Raw genomic sequence first — 15649 nt, forward strand, 5'->3', positions numbered from 1 at the left:
AAGCTAGCGCGCGGAGCGGCCCGCGTCATGCCGCAACGCGGCATCGCCGCGATGCGTTCCCTGTCGAGGCGGGGCCGGCCTACTTCTTGTCGGCCCGGGCCGGCGGGTTCGGGTCCTTGGAGAAGTTCCGGAAGACCATGTCGGGCGAGGAGGTGTTGTGACGCGAATGGGTGGTGCGGCCCATCCAGATGTCGGTCGCCTTGCCGCCCGTGAAGGGCATCAGCTTCTCCTCGCGCCAGCCCTTGGCGCCGGGCTCGCGAATGGCGATGTGCGCGACATCGTTGTTGCCCTCGGTGACATACATCGAGCGCAGCGCCACGAAGGCATTGCCGCCGGTCACCGGCCTGTCGAGCACGACATCCAGCACCATGCGGTTCTCGTCGACGCCCTCGAGCTTCAGCGTGCCGTTGGAACCGTCCTTGAAGCTCAGCTTGAACGAGGTCGTCTTGGGGTCGAACTCGATCTCCCTGATGTTGACGACCGGTCGCGCGCCATCCTGAACGATCGGCCCGACCAGAAAGGACGAGCCATAGGCCGTGGCGGCGAGCTGCGAGGGCGGCATCGGCCGGGCGCGCCAGTAGCCGTCCTGCGGATAGACCACGAGCAGTTCGTGCGAACGGTCCTTGCCGAGCTTCCAGAGCTGGACGAGATGCAGGCCCTTCTCGACCCTGTCGCCGACCTTGAAGGTCGTGTCGGACGGGCGCCAGAAGGTTGGGAAGGTGTAGCCCACGAGCCAGTATTCGATGCTCTCGTAGAAGGTGACGCGGCGCGGCGGGGTGACCGCGGCGAAGACGGGGTCGCCCGTCATGTCGCAGGCCGTCCAGTCGGCCTCCCAGTTGTCGCGGATCAGGCCGGCGATATAGGCCGGATGCGCCGCCTCGATCTGGAAGCGGCGCACCTCGGGCGAGATCGCCTTGATGGTGACGTTGTCCTTCTCGGCGCAGAGCACCGGCTCGGATTCATTCTTGACCTCGACGGCGACATCGCTGGCCGCGAAGGCCGGCGCCGAGGCGGCGAGAAATGCGAGTGACAGCATGAGCGGGCGAGCGAAACTGAACATGACGATCCTTGACGGGAAATCCCCACGGCCGATACGGCCAGCATGAGTTGGCGTCAGCCAAGCAGCTTCTCTCGCGAGCCGCAACGCTGATATCAATCGATGGCCACGAAAGCCTGTCGATCCTGTCGTGAAGGGGCGAGCGATGCAGATGCTGCTTCTGTGGGCCGGCATATTGATGGTTCTCATCGGCCTGTCTCACTCGATCCTCGGCGAGATCCTGATCTTCCGGCGCCAGCGCAGCAGCGGGATCGTACCCACGCTCGGCGGCGAGATCCTGAAGGAGCGCCATGTCAGGATCCTGTGGGCGAGCTGGCATCTCGTCACGATCCTGGGCTGGGCGCTTGGCGGCATGCTGATCATGCTCGCGCTGCCGCCGGGCCAGCCATTCCCGGCACGATGGTTGGTGCGCATCGCCCTGATCGCGACGCTCGCCTGCTCAGCGCTGGTGTGTTTCGCGACCAAGGGCCGGCATCCGGGCTGGATCGGCCTGTTGCTGGCCGCGATCCTCACCTGGCTCGGCGAGGTCGGGACATGAACGGCCCCGCGATCAGCCCGGCAGGACGGCGTAGACATCGCCCGAATTCGCGGAATGGGGAAGCTCCCGCAGATAGCAGCCCATCGCCTCGGCGCTGGCGAAGGCGCCCAGTTCGAGCTGCTGGCTCTCGCCGAGCGCGACGTTGAAGCGATAGGGCCCCAGCGTCTCCAGCAGGGCGAGGCAGGCCTCGGCGACATCGCGCTGGATGGTGGTGAACTCGAAGGAGATCACCGGCACGGGCCGCGTCAGCCCGGCGAGCACATGGGCCTCGAAGCCCTCGACGTCGATCTTGAGCAAGGCGGGCAGGCCGTGCCGGCTAATCAGGGCATCGAGCGTGGTGCTGCGCACCTCGATCTCGCGGTCCCAGACCTGCTCCAGCCAGCCATCCGCTCCGCTCGCCGCGCCGATGAAGGCATCGGACGCGGTCGAGACCGTCGGATTGGCGCTGTTGATCCGCAGCCGCACGACACCTTCGGCATCGCCGCAGGCGGCCTCGACCAGGGTCACCTGCGGGTCGCGGCCATGGATCAGCCGCAAGGCGCGCGCCGGGCCGGGCTGCGGCTCGAGCGCGACCACGCGCGCGCCGAGCCGGCGGAAGCAGGAGATCCGGTCGCCGACATGCGCCCCGATGTCGAAGGCGAGGTCGCCGGGCTTGAGGAAGCGGCCATAGAGCGCATCCATCGCCCCGTGGCGGGACTTGTCGCCGTGATAGACGCGCAGCGACCGGCCGATCGCCCTCGCCGTACCCGGAGCGTGAAGAGCCGCGCTCATCGATTCACCTCCGCCCGGATCGCCTGCAGCACCGGCGGCGGGTCGAAATCCTCGGGGATGCCGCACAGCCCCTGCCGCGCGAACCAGGCGCCCAGCGCGGGCAGTGCCGTCGCCATCGCGAAGGGCACCGCCAGCAGGTAGCCGGCCGTCAGCGGCAGCGACCAGATGAGCACCGCAGGCGAGATCACCGCCAGCGTGCCGAACAGATAGACCGCGAAGAGCAGATGCGGCCACAGCCCGGCGAATGCCGTCGCCAGCGAGAGTGCATGCGCGTCGCGCGCCTGACCGCCCCAGCCGATCCGCGACCGGCCGAACAGCAGGCCGATCATGAACAGGGTCGTGCGGAAACTCGACACCGCGCCCTGCAGGAAGGCGAAGACCACCTCGATCGCCGCCGAGGCCACGAAACGCAGCCGTCCGCCATAGCTGCGAGCACCGCCGGGGGCGAGCAGGATGTCCGCAAAGCCCGCGAGCTTGGGCGAGAGATACATTCCCAGGAACAGCAGATAGAGCCCGGCCGCCAGGCCGGCGGGATAGTCGGCGATCCAGCGGTCCTCGATCACCTTCAGGGGCAGCAGCGCGATCATCAGCGTCCAGGACGGCAGGCCGAGGAACATCAGGATCGCCCAGAACAGCTGGAAGCGGCTCATCGGCAGCAGGCCGGGAATGTCCATCAGCTTGAGATATTGCAGATTGCCGAGGCACCAGCGCAGGTCGCGCTTGGCGAAGTCGAGCATGGTCGGCGGGTTTTCCTCCCAGCTGCCGCCCTCGACCGGCAGCACGCGAACCTCATAGCCGGCCCGGCGCATCAGCGTCGCCTCGACCTGATCGTGGCTCATCACGGCGCCGCCCAGCGGCGGGCGCCCCGGCAGCACCGGCAGGTGGCAGCCATCGCGGAACGGGGCGATGCGGACCATCGCATTATGGCCCCAGAACGGGCCACAATCGCCGATCCACCAGGCGGACCCCATCGTGTAGGGGCGCATGCCCTGGCGCATGCCGAACTGGAAGATGCGCGCGAACGCCGACTGGCTGGGCATGCCGACGACGAGGCTCTGCAGGATGCCGAGCCGCGGATAGGCCTGCATCATCCGCGTCAGCTTCACGATCGCCTCGCCCGACATCACGCTGTCGGCGTCGAGCGGCAGCATGAGTTCGTAGTCGGCGCCCCAGCGCTCGCAGAAATCGCGGACATTGCCGGCCTTGAAGCCGGCATTGTCGGTGCGGCGGCGATAGATGATGCGGCAGTCCTCGCCCGCCTCGGCCTGCCACGCGGCGGCCAGCCTTTCCTCGGCCGCGGCGACTTCGGGATCGTTGGTGTCGGACAGCACGAAATAGTCATACCAGCCGCCCTCGCCCGTGGCGTTGACGCTCTGCTTGACCACGTGCAGCCGGGCGAAGGCGCGGGCCGGGTCTTCATTGCGCAACGTCATCAGGATGGCGGTGCGGACTGCGACCGGTGTTGGCAGATCGCCGGCGGCTGCGAAGGGGGCGACGCGGTCCAGCCCGTCCTTGACGCCATGCAGCAGCCAGAAGCCGAGCACGGCGTTCCAGAAGCCCAGCACGGTCCAGGGCGCGCCGAACAGGAAGGCGACGAGGATGGCGCCATCGGCCACCGTCCAGCCGCCGCTGCCGAGCACCGTCGCCAGCCCGTAGAGCAGCGCCGCCAGGGTCGCGAGGTTGAGGCCCAGTACCAGCCAGCGGCGGCGCGACAACACGGCCTGCGACTGCAGCCCGGCCGGCGTCTGCCCCGGCGTCGGCTGTGGCGCCTGTTCGATCGTGAGCCCTTGCGCCGCCGGCTGGAACGTGGTCGGAGCGGGACGCTGGTTCATGGCTGTTTCTGTCATGCGAGCGATCGAGGCGGGACCGGTGAAGCGGAGCGGGCGGGAGAGGCGGAAGACATGGCGCCGAACGACATGGCCGGGGAGCTAAAGCCGGCATTTCCGTCCGGCGCAAGCGCCTCAGCGACGGCCCTCTGGTATGTGAGCCCGCGTGAATGCGCCCTGAACGCCGAGGCGCTTCCGGCGCGCGCTGCGGGTGACTGCCTGGTCCGCGCGCTGTGGAGCGGCATCAGCCGCGGAACCGAGCGCCTCGTCTGCGAGGGACGCGTGCCCGAGGGCGAGTATGAGCGCATGCGGGCCCCCTTCCAGCAGGGCGATTTTCCCTTCCCCGTGAAATACGGCTACTGCGCCGTCGGCGTGGTGGAGGCAGGCCCCGCCGACAGGCTGGGCCAGACCGTCTTCTGCCTGCATCCGCATCAGGACCGTTTCATTGCGCCCGCCGACCGGCTGACGCCGGTTCCGCCGCAGGTGCCGGCCCGCCGCGCGATCCTCGCCGCCAACATGGAGACGGCGCTGAACGCCCATTGGGACGCAGGCTCCGGCCCGGCCGACCGCATCGTCGTGGTCGGCGGCGGCGTGCTCGGCCTGCTCGTGGCCTGGCTCGCGGCGCGCCTGCCCGGTGCGGAGGTGACGCTGGTCGATGTCGAACCCGCCCGTGCCGACCTCGCGCGCCACCTCGGCTTCGGCTTCGCCCTGCCGGCCGACGCGCCGAGCGAGGCCGATCTCGTCTTCCACGCCAGCGCCTCAGCGCCGGGCCTCGCCACCGCGATCGCGGCCGCCGGCTTCGAGGCCCGCATCGTCGAGCTGAGCTGGTATGGGCAGGGCACGGTGCCCGCCCCGCTCGGTGGCGCCTTTCATGCCCGGAGGCTGCAACTGGTCTCGACCCAGGTCGGCGGGATCGCGCCGTCGCGCCGGCCGCGCTGGGACTATGCCCGGCGCGCCGCCGCCGCCATGGCGCTGCTCGCCGACGACCGGCTCGACGCGCTGATCAGCGAAGACATCCCCTTCCGCGAAGCAGCCGGGCGCCTGCCTTCCGTGCTCGCGCCGTCATGGCATGGCCTGACGGCAGCGATCTGCTATTGAACGCGGCATGACTACGCCTCGCTCGCATCCCCGCCCGGCACTGGTGCCCGAGCTTTATGTCACCGCCTTGCCCGCGAGCCTCGCCTTCTGGCGCGACCTGCTCGGTTTCCGCGTGCTCTACGACCGCCCCGAGCAGGGTTTCGCCGCGATCGAGCGCGACGGGGTCGAGTTCATGCTGGAGGAATACGAGACCGGCCCCTCCGAGCGCTGCTGGGATACCGGACCCCGCGAAAAGCCCTACGGACGCGGCATCAATTTCGAGATCACGGTCGTCGACGTCGCCCCCCTCCTGACGGCTCTGCAGCAGGCCGCATGGCCGCTCTTCTTCGGCCCCGAGGAGCGCTGGTACCGGATCAGCGTGTCCGAAGAGACCGGCGTCCATCAATTTCTGGTTCAGGATCCCGATGGCTATCTGCTGCGGTTCTCGCAACCGCTCGGCCGCAGGCTGCTCTCCGCCTAGCCTTCACTGAAACCAACCCCAAGGAACGCCCATGTTCTCCGTCGAAGTCCGCGACCGCATCATGATCGGCCACTCCCTGCCCGATCCTTTCTTTGGCCCTGCCCAGAACATGCACGGGGCGACCTTCGTCGTCGACGTCGCCTTCTTCCGGCCGACGCTGACGAAGCAGAACGTGGTCGTCGACATCGGCGCCGCGCTCGACGTGCTGAACAAGACGCTGAAGCCGCTGAACTACCAGAACCTCGACGTGCTGCCGCAGTTCGCCGGCGTGCTGACGACCACCGAATTTCTCTGCAAATACATCTTCGACGCCATGGCCGCCGCGGCGAAATCCGGCGCGCTCGGGCAGGACGGCGCGGGGCTTTCCCGCATCCGCGTGACGCTGCACGAGACGGATCTCGCCCGGGCGAGCTACGAGGGCGCGCTCGCGTGAGCGCGATCGCCTTCGCCATCCCCGGCGACATCGACCTGCCGACGGGCGGCTACGGCTACGACCGGCGGCTGCTGGCGGAATGGCGCGCGATGGGCATCCCGGCCCAGCACGTCGCCTTGCCGGGCTCCTTCCCGTTTCCAACGCAGGATGACCTGGCCACGACCGGCCGCGCGATCCTCTCGCAACCCTATGACGATGTGCTGCTGATCGACGGGCTGGCCTATGGCGCCTTTCCCGAGGGGATCGCAGCGGGTCTCGCCGGACGCGTCGTCGCCCTCGTCCATCACCCGCTCGGGCTGGAGACGGGTCATGCGCCGGAGACCGCCAAGGCTCTGCTCGCCCGCGAGGCAGCGGCGCTGCGCTATGCGCGTGCGGTGGTGACGACCAGCCCGGCGACAAAGCGGCTGCTGGCCTCCGATTTCGGCGTCCCCGAGGCGCGCATCGCCATCGCGCTGCCCGGCGTCGATCCCGCGCCACGCGCCACGGGCTCGGCGGAGGATCAGCCCCTGCACCTTCTGGCCGTGGGCTCGGTCGTCCCGCGCAAAGGCTACCGCGTCCTTGTCGAAGCCCTCTCCGGCCTGCGCGGGCGCGACTGGCGACTGACCATCGTCGGCGCGACCGACCGCGCACCGGAGACAACGCGCGACCTCATCGTCGCGATCGCGGCCGCGGATCTGGGCGGGCGGATCGACCTTCTCGGCGCCATCCCGGACGCCGCGCTGGCGGAGGCCTATGCCCGAGCCGACCTCTTCGTGATGCCCTCGCTCTTCGAGGGCTACGGCATGGTGCTGACCGAGGCGCTGGCGCGCGGCCTGCCGATTCTCTGCACGACCGGTGGCGCCGCCGCCGAGACCGCCCCCGACGATGCCGCGCTGAAAGTGGCGCCGGGCGACGCGACGGCCCTTGCCAAGGCCCTGGCAAGCCTGATTGATGCGCCGGCTCGGCGCCGGGCGATGGCCGATGCGGCCTGGGCGGCCGCCGATGCCTTGCCACGCTGGCGCGACACGGCGGCGATCGTCGCTGGCGTGTGTCTGCCCGGTTTCGGGCAAAAGGGGGACTGATGGCCGGATTTTCTCCCGAGTGGCTGGGCCTGCGCGAGCCGGCCGATCACGCCGCCCGCAATCCGCAGGTGCTCGGGGCCGTGGGCGCGCATTTCGCCGGCCGCGGCTCGCTGACGGTCGTCGATCTCGGCTGCGGCGCGGGCTCGAACCTGCGCGGCACCTATGCCGCCTTGCCGGCGCGCCAGCACTGGACGCTGGTCGATCACGACGAGCGCCTGCTCGCTGCCACCCGCGAGACACTGTCGGGCTGGGCCGACGAAGCCCGCGAGCAGGGCGAGGAACTCGTCCTCACCAAGGGCGAGCACCTGATCACCGTCGATACCCGCCAGGCCGATCTCAACACCGATCTCGAATGGGTCCTCGGCTGGCAGCCCGATCTCGTCACCGCCGCCGCGCTGTTCGACCTGACCTCCCGGCGCTGGCTCGAGCGCTTCGTTGCCGGCCTGACCAGCCTGCGCCTGCCGCTCTACACGGTGCTGACCTATGACGGGCGCGAGATCTGGCAGCCGCCCCACCCCGCCGATGCGCCGATGCTGGCCGCGTTCAAGCACCATCAGCGCGGCGACAAGGGCTTCGGCCCGGCTGCTGGCCCCGAGGCCACGGACGTGATGGCGGAGGCCTTCCGCAAGTCAGGCTTCGCGGTTTCGATCGGCGACAGCGCCTGGCGTCTCGATGCCCGCAGCGGCGATCTGGCGCAGGTGCTGGCGAAGGGCATCGCCGAGGCCGTCCTGGAAACCGGCCAGGTCGATCCCGCCACCGTCGCCGCTTGGCTGGCGGCCAAGACGCCCGAGGCCAAGGCGCTCGTCGGGCATCACGATCTCTGGGCGCGGCCGGTCTGAGACGGGCGCTAGCGCGGCCCGAGACCCGGCAGCATCCGGCGCAGCACCCCGTCCTTGCGGATCAGATGGTGGTAGAGCGCGGCGCCGACATGGGCGCAGACGAGCAGTCCCATCACGATGGCGAGCGTGCCATGGATGTCCAGAACCACCTTGGCCAAATCCTCGTTCGGAGCGGCCAGGGCGGGCAGGTTGAACAGCCCGAACACCGTCAGCGACGGGTAGAGCGAGACACCGACCCAGCCCAGCAGCGGCACGACCAGCAACAGCCCGTAGAGCAGCCAGTGGACCAGATGCGAGCCGGCCTTCTGCCACCACAGCAGCGTCGGCTCGTCGGGCGGCGCGCCCTTGAGCAGGCGATAGGCCAGCCGCCCGGCGACCAGCCACAGCACGAGGAAGCCCAGCAGCTTGTGCGAGCTGTACATCGCGTTCGTCAGCCCGTCCCAGATGTTCAGCGTGTTGCCACGGTAGGTCATGGCAAGGCCTGCGGGGATCATCGCCAAAACGACAGCGGCGGTAACCCAGTGCATGTGGCGCGCAGCGGCGCTGTAGACGGGGGCCGGGCTCGGCTCGCGGTTCGCCTGCGTCATCGTCGCCTCCCTTTTGGCCTGCCGCTCGTGACGCCGGCTTCGACATTCATCCCGCGTTCAAAGTCGCGCTCCTATATGCCTTGCTGCGACAGGGCCTGTCACGCGCTTGGATGACGTCACGGATCGAACCGCGTGAAATGGATGCGCGATGGAACTGCCGTCACCTCAAGCACGTTTGATGGAAATCTGTGCAGCTCTGATCTATATCGCCTTGCTGCCCGTAACAGCCTAACCCACCGCCGGGCGTGCTCTCCGAGCCGGCCCCATCTGACGGACAATCCGATGCTTCAGTCGCGTACGCTGTTCGGACGCCCGCTCGAGACGAGCCTCGTGGCGGTAGACCGGGCCATTTCAGAATTTCGTGCCGGACGACCTGTGCTGTTGCGCGCGGGCGACGCTCTGGTGCTGGCCCTCTCGGCCGAACTGGCGGACGCCCAGCTCGTGGCCCGGCTCGAGGCGCTCGCGGGCGGCAAGGCGTCTCTGGCGCTGACCCCGGCACGTCTGCGCCGGCTTGGCGCGAAGAACCGCACGGAAACCGGCATCCTCGCCATGCCGACGCTGGATCTCGCCCGTATCGAGATGCTGGCGCTCAAGATCGACGGCAAGGTCGATGCGCCCGTCGCTCCGGCCTCGGCGCTCGACGACGCCGCGCTCGAACTTTCCCGTCTGTCGCTCGTGCTTCCGGCGACGATCATCGTCCCGGTGAGCGCGGCCCAGGTCGCGGGCGAGCCCCTGATCGAGGTCGCGATCGAGGCTGTGAACAGCTACCGTGCCGCCCAGGCCGCGACGCTGGCCATCGTCGGCCGCGCGCCGGTTCCTCTCGAGGGCGCGGCCGAGACCGAATTCGTCGTCTTCCGCGGCGGCGAGGGCCTGCGCGACCAGGTCGCGATCATCGTCGGCAATCCCGATCTGACCGCCGCCGTGCCGGTGCGCCTGCATTCGGCCTGCCTGACGGGTGACCTGTTCGGCTCGCTGAAATGTGACTGCGGTGACCAGCTGCGCGAGACCGTGCAGTGGATGGCCGAGAACGAGGGCGGAATTCTGCTCTATCTCGACCAGGAGGGCCGTGGAAACGGCATCTCCAACAAGATGCGCGCCTACAAGCTGCAGAGCCAGGGCTGGGACACCTATGATGCCGACGAGGTGCTGGGCTTCGATCTCGACCAGCGCCAGTTCGACTTCGCCGCGACGATGCTCAAGCAGCTTGGCGTCACCCGCGTTACCGCGCTGACCAACAACCCGCTGAAGGTCGGCGCGATCAAGGCGGCCGGTGTCGAGGTCGTCGGCACGCAGCGCGTGCTCGGGCGGCCCAACGTCCACAATGTCCGCTATCTCGCCTCCAAGCGGGACCGCGCCGGCCATTCGATCGACATGGACGCGCTGATGGCGCGGGCCGCGCCGAAGGATTGAGCCGCGCCAGGGCGCGCGCCATGGCGCCGACGCGGGCTTGCGAGAAGGACTTGAACGCGATGACGACTTCGGGCACCGCAGCCTGATGTCGCCCCCGCCGAGCCCGCCATCCGCCGTCCCGGCCGCGCCCTGGCCCCTCGCCCGGGTCGCCGCCATCGTCGTCCTCGCCTGGATCGCGCTGTCCTGGCCCTGGCTTTCCGGCGTCGTCACCATTCCCTGGGACGCCAAGGCGCATTTCCAGCCGCAGCTGCAGTTCCTGGCGGAAGCCTGGCACAGCGGCCGATCGCCCTTCTGGACTCCTTACGTCTTCGCCGGCTCGCCGCAGATCGCCGATCCGCAATCGCTGATCTTCTCGCCGCCCTTCGCCCTGATCGCCGCGCTCGAACCCGCTCCCGGCTTCCGGCTCGGAGACGGGGCGGTGCTCGGCACCCTGCTGGCCGGCGCGCTCGCCTTCGTCGTCATCTTCCGCGACCGCGACTGGCACCCGGCGGGCGCGGTCGTCGCGGCCCTCGCCTTTGCCTTCGGGGCGGCGGCCGCCTGGCGCATCCAGCATATCGGCCAGGTGCTCAGCCTCGGCTATTTCGCCATCACGCTCGCGCTGATCGCACGGGCGCTGGAGCGCGGCTCGCTGGCCTACGGCTTTGCCGCGGGCATCGTCGCTGGCTTCATGGTGCTCGGCCGCGACCAGGTCGCGTTGCTCGGCGTCTATGTCCTGGCCGGGCTGGTGATCGCCGCCATCGCCATGGCGCGCCAGCCCTGGCGGGCGCTGAAGACGAGCCTGCTGCCTCTGCTGGCAGGCGGGCTCGGCGCGGTGCTGGTCGCGACCGTGCCGATCCTGCTCACGGCCGTGCTGGCGGAGGGCTCGAACCGCCCGGCGATCGACCTGATCGGCGCCGGCAAGGGCTCGCTGCACCCGGCCGCCCTGCTGACGGGGCTCTTCGCCAATCTCTTCGGCGCGGCCGGCCCGCTGGAGAATTTCTGGGGCGCGCCGAGCCCCGCCTTCGAGGCCCGCTTTGGCCCCCAGGACCTCTATCTCGCCCGCAACATGAGCCAGCTCTATCTCGGGCTGATCCCGATGGGGCTCATCCTGACCATCGGCGTCGTCCGCGGCGCCCTGCTGCGCCGCGAGATCGTCGCGCTCAGCGTCGCGGCCCTGCTCGTGCTGATCTTCGCGCTCGGGCGCTTCACCCCGGGTTTCCGCCTGCTGTTCGAACTTCCCGGAATCTCCTTCTACCGCCGCCCCGCCGACGCGCTCTTCATCCTCGGTGCGCTCCTGGCCCTGCTCGGCGGCTATCTCACCCATCTCGTCATGACCGATGCCGCGCCGCGCGCGAGGCCCTGGCAGCGCATCCTCGAGGTCGCGATCTTCACGGGTGCGCTCGCACTCGCGCTCTGGCTGGCCTGGACGGTGGGGCGCCTGTCGGTGGCGGCCGTGCCGCTGGTCACCGCGCTGCTCTGCGGCGTGCTCGCCATTGGCGCACTCGTCGCCGCGCGCGGCTTTGCCCTGCGCGGAGCGGGACTGGCGGCGGCGATCGTGCTGGCCGCGACCCTGACCATCGACCTCTCGGTCAACAATGGTCCCAGCGAATCCACCGCCCTCCCCGCGCAGGATTACGACGTGCTGCGCGCCGACAGCGGCAACGAGACCATCGCCCTGCTCAAGAGCGAGACCGCCGGCACCGCCGGCCCCGACCGGCGCGACCGCATCGAACTCGCCGGCATCGGCTTCCACTGGCCCAATGCCAGCCTCGTCCACCGGCTCGACAACACGCTCGGCTACAACCCGCTGCGGCTCGGGATCTACAGTAAGGCCACCGGCGCCGGCGATCATGTCGCCCTGCCCGACCAGCGCACCTTCTCGCCGCTGATGCCGGGCTACCGCTCCCTGCTCGCCGACATGCTCGGCCTGCGCTTCATCGCCACCGGCGTGCCCGTCGAGCAGATCGACAAGGCGCTGAAGCCCGGCGACCTGACCCTGCTCGCCCGCACGCCCGACGCCTATGTCTACGAGAACCCGCGCGCGCTGCCCCGCGTGCTCTTGGTAACGAAAGCCGAGACCGCCGATTTCGACGCGATCCTCGCCACCGGCCAGTGGCCCTCAGGCTTCGACCCGCGCCGGACCGTGCTGCTCGACCGCGCCCTGCCGCCCCTGCCGCACGACCCGCTGGCGACCGGGCGGCCTGCGGGCACAGCGGCACCCGCGGGGGCGAACCCACCCGGCCAGAGCCCGGCCGGCAGCGTCCGCATTGCCGAATACGGCACCACCGAGGTGACGCTTCGGGTCGAGGCGCCCCAGGGCGGTTATGTCGTGCTCAACGATGTCTGGCACCCCTGGTGGCAGGTCGAGATCGATGGCGCCCCGGCCGAAATCATGCGCGCCAACGTCCTGTTCAGGGCCGTCGCCGTCCCGCCGGGCCGCTCGACGGTGCGCTTCGTGTTCAAGCCGTTCCGGGGGCTGTTCCAGGATCTCGGGAAGCGGCTCCGGGCGGGGAAGGCCCAGGTCGCAGGCTAGTCCCAGCGCGGGATGCTCCCTGCCTCGCCACCGGTCCGCCCCGCAGGCTTGAATGGCTCTTTCGGCAGGCTAGAGTTGAGGGCTCACGGTCGTCGGCACGGACGTGTTGTGCGGGGCCGGCGGCGCCCGGTCCGGACTGACGGCCCATCGGGAGACCAGCTTGGCGATCAGGGAGCAAACTGCCTCGCCAGCCGCCAGCAAGATGAGCGGGCGCGTCGTCATGTTTCTCCGGGCACTCGCCGTGATGGTTGTGGCCGTCCTCGGCGACGCAGGTCGTGGTTTTGCGCAGTCGCCCGCGAGCGTCGACGAGTCCGGCCGGCTCGAGAGCATCGAGATCCGGATCGCCAATCCATCGCCGGATGCCGCATTGAACAGCCGCGTCATCGACCGCATCCGCGTCGGCCTCGGTGTCTTCACCGGCGACCACTTCTCGCGAACGATCGCCGAGTTCAACCTGGCGAAAGCCCGCCGGGCGTCGCCGATCACACAGACGACGCTGCAGGTCTCGCCCGGCCCCACCGGCGGTGTCTCGGTCATGATCATCGCCACACTCGGTTCAGCGGCGGCGACCGCGGCCGGCCGAGGTGCCCTGATCAGCGGGACAATCAGCGATCTCCCCGTGCTCGTCGATCGCGACGGAACCTTCGTGAAGGCTCGCCTGGAAGGCGTGTCGATGTACTACGGCAACAAGAACGCCTGGTATGGTCAGGAGCAGCGTCTGCTGTCGGGCAATCCCCTGGTCAAGGGCCGCAGCGCAGGGCGCCCCTACAGCAACTGGGCGGAAGGATATATCCATACCGGCCTCTATGGCATTACGCCGCTGAACGACAACATCAGCGTCTATGCCGGCCTCAGCGGCATCTACAGCGCCTCGATCGGCCAGGAGTTGTTCACCGACCGGACGCGGGGGCACTTCGGCGTCGAGGATGCCTATGTCGGCGTGGTCGGCGGGACCACCACGACCCAGGGCGACCGCCTCGTCCTCAACGCCTCGATCGGGCGCCAGCGCTTCGGTGTCGGCGATGGCTTCCTGATCGCCAACACGGCCTCGAACGGCAGCGCGCGCGGCGCCCTGCAATCCAATCCGCGATGGGCGGCCGACCGCCTGGCGCTGGTCCAGGCGCGCTACAACAACACCAAGATCGAAGCCTTCGACCTCGATCCCGACGAATTGCCGCTGGTGGACTCCAGGACACGGATCACGGGCGTCAACCTCGAGACACGCCTGCGCGGCGATCTCGATGTCGGCGCGATGTATCTTTACGTGCCCCAGTCGAATTTTCAGTATTTCACCCTGTCCGACACCTTCAGCCGCAAGGGACTGCAGGTTTACAACGGCCGCTTCCGCTGGCAGCCGAACCCCGCCGGCGCCGGGCCCTTTCTGGCGGGCGAAGCCGCGCTCCAGCGCAACGAGCGGATCAACATGCGCGCCACCGGCGTGACGGCGGAGATCGGCTACAGCTTCGCCGACACCCTGCCCTGGTCGCCGACCCTCTCCTATCGCTATGCGGCGTTCTCCGGGGACAACCCGTCGACCTCGCGGTTTGAACGCTGGGACCCGCTGCTGTCGGGCGACAATGGCGAGCGCTGGGTCCAGGGCATCAATCACTTCAAGGTTTTCCAGAACAGCAACCTGCAGACCCACCGTCTGCAGCTGCGTCTGCGCCCCCAAGGGCAGCTCGAGATCGTTCCCCAGATCTGGGTTTTCCTGTCGGAGAGCGCGAGGAATCTCGGCGGCAATCCGGCCTTCTCGTTCCTCAGCGGCAAATATCTCGGATACGAGGCCAATCTGACGATGAAATGGTTCATTTCGCCGCAATGGATGCTGCAGGGCCATGTGGCGGCGACCTTTCCGAGCTCGACGGTCGACAGGACCATCGGCGCACGAGCCGAGCCCTGGATCAGCACGATGGCTTTCCTCAGAGCCAGTTTTTGACACGCAACAGCGGGGGACCACGATGGAACGTCGAGACATGATCAAGGGCATGGTCGTGGCGGCCGGCTCGGCGGCCACACTGGCCGCGGGCCAGGTTGCCTCGCCTTCACCGGCCCAGGCGCAGGCCAGGGGCGTCGGCGTCAAGGACATCACGCCGACGGACGAGGAGTACTTCATCCCCGACCGCTTCAAGGGCAAGACCCTGCTCGTGACGGGGTGTGCGCGCGGGATGGGGGCGGCGGCGGCCCTCCGCGCCGCGCGGGAAGGAGCGGCCGTTGTCGGGGTCGACTGGATCGAGGACCTGGGACGGGCGACGATCGAGAGGATCAGGGCCCGCGGCGGCCAGGCGACCTTCCTTCACGGCGATATCGCCGAGTCCGCCGTCTGCGAGCGGATGGTCAGGATCGCGGTCGAGAGCTACGGCAAGCTCGACATGGCCCTCAACAATGCCGGCGTCATGGACGGCGTGTTCTCGGGAGACGCACCCGACTATGCAAGGCAGCGCGAGCTGATCTTCGCGCCGCTCCATGAGGCCAGCGATGCCTACTTTGACAATGTCCTGCGCACCAACACGACCGGCATGTTCCGCTCCCTGCGGGCCGAGCTCAAGCAGATGGTAGCCCAGGGCACGGGCGGCGCGATCGTCAATGTCGGTTCGATCGCCGGGATGACCGGACTGGCCGGAAACCCCGCCTATGTCGCCAGCAAACACGCCGTCAACGGGCTGACCCGGAACGCGGCCATCGACTATGCGCCCTATGGCATCCGCGTGAACTCGGTCAACATGGCCGCAACCGACACGCCGATGGTCGAACGCGCCGGCATTCTCGTGGCGGAAGCGGCCAGGGCCTCCTCCGGTGTTGGCATGGGCCGCATCAAGATCGACAGCCTCCTGTCCTACACGGACTCGCGCAAGCGGCCCTCGACGGTCGCCGAGCAGGTGTCGGTCATGCTGTTCCTGCTGTCGGCAGAAGCGTCCAACCTCACAGGAGGCCTCTACGCGACCGACGGAGGCTGGACGGCCTACTGACGCGCGCCAGCCGCTGTCTCGACGCAGATGACAATTCGGCCGGCAAAATGCCGGCCTGACGAATGCATCTGTCTGCGAAGCGCCACATCGA

The 15649-nt window shown here is 69.0% G+C and carries 14 protein-coding genes; 10 read left to right on the plus strand and 4 right to left on the minus strand.

What is annotated here, in order from left to right:
• Positions 1-79 precede the first annotated feature (79 nt).
• Positions 80-1060 (minus strand): hypothetical protein, encoded by a 981-nt coding sequence (locus tag BSY19_RS22555; RefSeq protein ID WP_069056116.1) that lies wholly within the window; start codon positions 1058-1060, stop codon positions 80-82.
• Between the two features lie 142 nt (positions 1061-1202).
• Here BSY19_RS22555 and BSY19_RS22560 point away from each other — a divergent pair, with 142 nt between their 5' ends.
• The gene (locus BSY19_RS22560) at positions 1203-1595 is read left to right on the plus strand and encodes a hypothetical protein (RefSeq protein ID WP_069056117.1); all 393 of its coding nucleotides are present in this window, start codon (positions 1203-1205) and stop codon (positions 1593-1595) included.
• Between the two features lie 12 nt (positions 1596-1607).
• On the opposite strand, the gene BSY19_RS22565 is transcribed toward BSY19_RS22560, so the two are convergent.
• Complete coding sequence (locus BSY19_RS22565) at positions 1608-2366, minus strand: FkbM family methyltransferase (protein ID WP_069056118.1); 759 nt, start codon at positions 2364-2366, stop codon at positions 1608-1610.
• Complete coding sequence (gene mdoH / locus BSY19_RS22570; protein ID WP_083247779.1) at positions 2363-4198, minus strand: glucans biosynthesis glucosyltransferase MdoH; 1836 nt, start codon at positions 4196-4198, stop codon at positions 2363-2365. The genes BSY19_RS22565 and mdoH overlap by 4 nt, the downstream gene beginning before the upstream one ends.
• Positions 4199-4267: 69 nt before the next feature.
• On the opposite strand from mdoH, the gene BSY19_RS22575 reads away from it, so the two are divergent.
• From BSY19_RS22575 to BSY19_RS22595, 5 genes are read left to right on the plus strand one after another with little or no spacing between them, the layout of a single operon-like run.
• Complete coding sequence (locus BSY19_RS22575; RefSeq protein ID WP_236840429.1) at positions 4268-5290, plus strand: zinc-dependent alcohol dehydrogenase; 1023 nt, start codon at positions 4268-4270, stop codon at positions 5288-5290.
• A gap of 7 nt (positions 5291-5297) precedes the next feature.
• Positions 5298-5750 (plus strand): bleomycin resistance protein, encoded by a 453-nt coding sequence (locus BSY19_RS22580; protein WP_069056119.1) that lies wholly within the window; start codon positions 5298-5300, stop codon positions 5748-5750.
• Between the two features lie 31 nt (positions 5751-5781).
• Positions 5782-6183: a 6-pyruvoyl trahydropterin synthase family protein gene (locus BSY19_RS22585; protein WP_069056120.1), complete on the plus strand. Its 402-nt coding sequence runs from the start codon at positions 5782-5784 to the stop codon at positions 6181-6183.
• The gene (locus BSY19_RS22590) at positions 6180-7244 is read left to right on the plus strand and encodes a glycosyltransferase family 4 protein (protein WP_069056121.1); all 1065 of its coding nucleotides are present in this window, start codon (positions 6180-6182) and stop codon (positions 7242-7244) included. Before BSY19_RS22585 ends, BSY19_RS22590 begins: the two co-directional genes overlap by 4 nt.
• Positions 7244-8083, plus strand: coding sequence for a class I SAM-dependent methyltransferase (locus BSY19_RS22595; protein WP_069056122.1), 840 nt, complete (start codon positions 7244-7246; stop codon positions 8081-8083). Before BSY19_RS22590 ends, BSY19_RS22595 begins: the two co-directional genes overlap by 1 nt.
• An 8-nt stretch (positions 8084-8091) precedes the next feature.
• Here BSY19_RS22595 and BSY19_RS22600 read toward each other — a convergent pair whose 3' ends face one another.
• Entirely contained in the window at positions 8092-8670 is a 579-nt protein-coding gene (locus BSY19_RS22600) for a cytochrome b (RefSeq protein WP_069056123.1), read from the minus strand.
• A gap of 282 nt (positions 8671-8952) precedes the next feature.
• On the opposite strand from BSY19_RS22600, the gene ribA reads away from it, so the two are divergent.
• The 4 genes from ribA (at position 8953) to BSY19_RS22620 (ending at position 15558) form a co-directional block, all read left to right on the plus strand.
• Complete coding sequence (gene ribA / locus BSY19_RS22605) at positions 8953-10080, plus strand: GTP cyclohydrolase II RibA (RefSeq protein ID WP_069056124.1); 1128 nt, start codon at positions 8953-8955, stop codon at positions 10078-10080.
• Positions 10081-10165: 85 nt separating this feature from the next.
• Positions 10166-12592 (plus strand): hypothetical protein, encoded by a 2427-nt coding sequence (locus BSY19_RS22610; protein WP_069056125.1) that lies wholly within the window; start codon positions 10166-10168, stop codon positions 12590-12592.
• A gap of 220 nt (positions 12593-12812) precedes the next feature.
• Positions 12813-14528 carry an alginate export family protein gene (locus BSY19_RS22615; protein WP_171905192.1) on the plus strand — a complete coding sequence of 572 codons (1716 nt, stop codon included), beginning with the start codon at positions 12813-12815 and terminating at the stop codon, positions 14526-14528.
• A gap of 37 nt (positions 14529-14565) precedes the next feature.
• Positions 14566-15558: an SDR family NAD(P)-dependent oxidoreductase gene (locus BSY19_RS22620; RefSeq protein ID WP_210184393.1), complete on the plus strand. Its 993-nt coding sequence runs from the start codon at positions 14566-14568 to the stop codon at positions 15556-15558.
• Positions 15559-15649: the final 91 nt, after the last annotated feature.

Origin of the sequence: Bosea sp. RAC05, assembly GCF_001713455.1 — a bacterium.
In the GTDB taxonomy this organism is placed as follows: Bacteria; Pseudomonadota; Alphaproteobacteria; order Rhizobiales; family Beijerinckiaceae; genus Allobosea.

Coding starts and splice junctions, on each gene's coding strand:
- BSY19_RS22575 (WP_236840429.1), top strand. CDS start 4,268: ATGGCGCCGAACGACATGGCCGGGGAGCTAAAGCCGGCATTTCCGTCC.
- BSY19_RS22565 (WP_069056118.1), bottom strand. CDS start 2,366: ATGAGCGCGGCTCTTCACGCTCCGGGTACGGCGAGGGCGATCGGCCGG.
- BSY19_RS22600 (WP_069056123.1), bottom strand. CDS start 8,670: ATGACGCAGGCGAACCGCGAGCCGAGCCCGGCCCCCGTCTACAGCGCC.
- BSY19_RS22595 (WP_069056122.1), top strand. CDS start 7,244: ATGGCCGGATTTTCTCCCGAGTGGCTGGGCCTGCGCGAGCCGGCCGAT.
- BSY19_RS22555 (WP_069056116.1), bottom strand. CDS start 1,060: ATGTTCAGTTTCGCTCGCCCGCTCATGCTGTCACTCGCATTTCTCGCC.
- BSY19_RS22560 (WP_069056117.1), top strand. CDS start 1,203: ATGCAGATGCTGCTTCTGTGGGCCGGCATATTGATGGTTCTCATCGGC.
- BSY19_RS22585 (WP_069056120.1), top strand. CDS start 5,782: ATGTTCTCCGTCGAAGTCCGCGACCGCATCATGATCGGCCACTCCCTG.
- BSY19_RS22620 (WP_210184393.1), top strand. CDS start 14,566: ATGATCAAGGGCATGGTCGTGGCGGCCGGCTCGGCGGCCACACTGGCC.
- ribA (WP_069056124.1), top strand. CDS start 8,953: ATGCTTCAGTCGCGTACGCTGTTCGGACGCCCGCTCGAGACGAGCCTC.
- BSY19_RS22610 (WP_069056125.1), top strand. CDS start 10,166: ATGTCGCCCCCGCCGAGCCCGCCATCCGCCGTCCCGGCCGCGCCCTGG.
- BSY19_RS22615 (WP_171905192.1), top strand. CDS start 12,813: ATGTTTCTCCGGGCACTCGCCGTGATGGTTGTGGCCGTCCTCGGCGAC.
- BSY19_RS22580 (WP_069056119.1), top strand. CDS start 5,298: ATGACTACGCCTCGCTCGCATCCCCGCCCGGCACTGGTGCCCGAGCTT.
- mdoH (WP_083247779.1), bottom strand. CDS start 4,198: ATGAACCAGCGTCCCGCTCCGACCACGTTCCAGCCGGCGGCGCAAGGG.